Source organism: Methylobrevis pamukkalensis, from assembly GCF_001720135.1.
Classification (GTDB): Bacteria; Pseudomonadota; Alphaproteobacteria; order Rhizobiales; family Pleomorphomonadaceae; genus Methylobrevis; species Methylobrevis pamukkalensis.
Map to the genome: position 1 here is coordinate 1 of NZ_MCRJ01000229.1, position 2,323 is coordinate 2,323.

General features: G+C 66.7%; 2 protein-coding genes and 1 pseudogene. 1 reads left to right on the forward strand and 2 read right to left on the reverse strand.

The genetic code is table 11. The features are described from left to right. Nucleotides 1-934, reverse strand: a 934-nt coding sequence (locus A6302_RS20060; protein ID WP_280939495.1) for a calcium-binding protein, incomplete at its 3' end; no start/stop codon positions are given. Nucleotides 935-1,199: 265 nt separating this feature from the next. On the opposite strand from A6302_RS20060, the gene A6302_RS20065 reads away from it, so the two are divergent. Further along, complete coding sequence (locus A6302_RS20065) at nucleotides 1,200-1,562, forward strand: gamma-butyrobetaine hydroxylase family protein (RefSeq protein ID WP_069308493.1); 363 nt, start codon at nucleotides 1,200-1,202, stop codon at nucleotides 1,560-1,562. A gap of 175 nt (nucleotides 1,563-1,737) precedes the next feature. Here the strand turns inward: A6302_RS20065 and A6302_RS23280 are convergent. Beyond that, nucleotides 1,738-2,323: pseudogene (locus tag A6302_RS23280) on the reverse strand (hypothetical protein); the annotation flags it as partial.

The following is a 2,323-nucleotide window of genomic DNA, read 5'->3' on the forward strand; positions in this document are numbered from 1 at the left end:
CACCACTGTTACCGACGAGATAGCACTTCCTGACGCCGTCGTTCCTCAAGACGTCGTTGCCGTATCCGCCCTCCAAGAAGAAGCCTCCGACTGAGACCAGCAGATCGTTGCCATTGCCGCCATGGGCAGAACCGGACATCACGCGGATCTCGTCGTCGCCGTCTTCGCCATAGATCGTGTCGGAGTCTGTCACGGTCGGGTAGAACATCGCCCAGGCGCCACCAAGGATGACGTCGTTGCCTGAGCCGCCGTAGAAATCGACACGTTCCATGCCGCTGATCGTGGTTCCATCGGCGAGAGTTTGCGTCAGGGAGGGGTCGCGAAGGTCGAGGACGAGGGCCTGCGTCGTGCCCCGGCGATCGAGAACAAGAAGGTCGACCCCGGCGCCGCCCTCGATGACATCACCGCTGTTGCGGGAAATGAGTTCGTCCATCCCGTCGCCGCCGAGCAGCGTATCGTCTCCGGCCCCGCCGTCGAGAACGTCGTGACCGGTGCTGCCGATCAGCCGATCGTCGCCGGCGCCTGCGGTGATCTCGAAGCGCTCGATGCCCCGCACCGTGGTGCCGTCTGGCAGGATGTGGACACCGTCGCCGTCGGTGTCGCGAAGATCGAAGATCGTGGGCGACGAGGACCGCGACCAGTCCGCGACGAGAATGTCTCTCTCATAGTCGGGGCTATTAGAACCGCCATCGATCTCGTCGGCGCCTTCGCCGTACAGGAGAATGAAGGTGTCGTTCCCGAAGCTACCGAACAGTTTGTCGCGCCCCGCCCCCCCGTAGATGGTGTCGTCGCCACTCTCGCCGAAGATGACGTCGTTGCCGCCGAGACCGTAGATGCTTCGGATGCGCCAGTACCAAGGAGGGTGTTGTTGTGGCGGTCGCCGTGGATCTTCGTTGGCATCGTCGTGCTCCGGGGGGCCGCGCCGCCTGGGCATGTGCCCGTATGGGTCGTGGGGGCGTTGCTGCCGATCTTCATGGCTGCAATTGGACTCAAATTCTACCGGAACCATATATTAACCTGAACGACGCTTCGGGAGCGTCGGCAGGACACGGTGAGACGCCGATCAAGGCTGTGACGTCGTCGCCGGCGCCCGGCGCGGCAAGCCGGATCTCAACGCAGCCCTTGCGATCCGACGGCGGTTGTGGTCATCGACGACGAGAACATCACGGCCGGCGACGGCCTGCGGACGAGGGATGGACATGACCGAGAACAAGACCTGGCCGAGCGAGATCCGGCTGTCGAAGGATCGCAGGACGCTGATCGTGAGCTTCGAGAGCGGCGAGACCTTCGAACTGGCCGCCGAGTATCTGCGGGTGTCCTCGCCGTCGGCCGAGGTGCAGGGCCACACGCCGGACCAGCGCAAGACCGTGCCGGGCAAGCGCAACGTCGCGATCATCGGCGTCGATCCGGTCGGCACCTATGCGGTGCGTCTCACGTTCGACGACACCCACGACAGCGGCCTGTTCACCTGGGACTATCTCTTCGAGCTCGGCCGCGACCATGGCCGCCGCTGGCGCGACTATCTGGAGGAACTGGCGACCAAGGGCCTCGGGCGCGGCTGACCGGAGCAGGGGCTGGCCACGGTTCTTCCAGCCCCGGTTCACATGTCCGCAACGGAAAACGGGCGCCACTGGCGCCCGTTCTGCCGCGAGGAGGATCGCGGATCGTTTCATGAACCGGCCGTGACCGGCCAGTGTTCCTTCAGAAGCCGTGCCCGTTCAGACGCCGCGTTGCTCCTCAGAAGAAGGAGCGGCGCTGCCACCAGCCCGAACGCTTCGGACGGTCGTCGTCCTCTTCGGGCTGGACGACCCGGCCGCGGCGCTGCGCGGGCGCGGCATCGGCCGCCTGCGCCGGCTCGGCGGCAGGGGTGTTCTCGCCCTCGGAGGCGGTGTCGCCATTGCCACTGTCGCCATTGCCTGCGTCTTCGGAGACGGCAGAGCCCGCGTCGGAAGCCTCCGCCGGCGTCACGGACGGCTCGTCTGATGCGGCGTCCGCCTCGTCCTCGTCCGAACCGTCCACGGTCTCGACCGCCGCGGCCTCGACCCAGGCCGGGGCCTCGCTGCCGGTGTCAGGACCGGATGCTTCATCGTCGCCATGCGCGTCGCTGTCGCCCGAAGAGGCCTCGTCGCTGGACCCGTCGAAGGACGCGGTGCCTTCGTCGTGATCGTCGCCGCCGCGGGTCTCCTCGTAACGGGTCTCCTCGTATCGGCCTTCGTCATGCGCGGCAAAGGCCTCGCCGGTCTGCTCCGTGCCGTCGGACGGGGCACCGCTTTCGCCGTCACCGTAGGCCTCGCCGCCCTCGGCGCTGCCGTAGGTGCCGGAC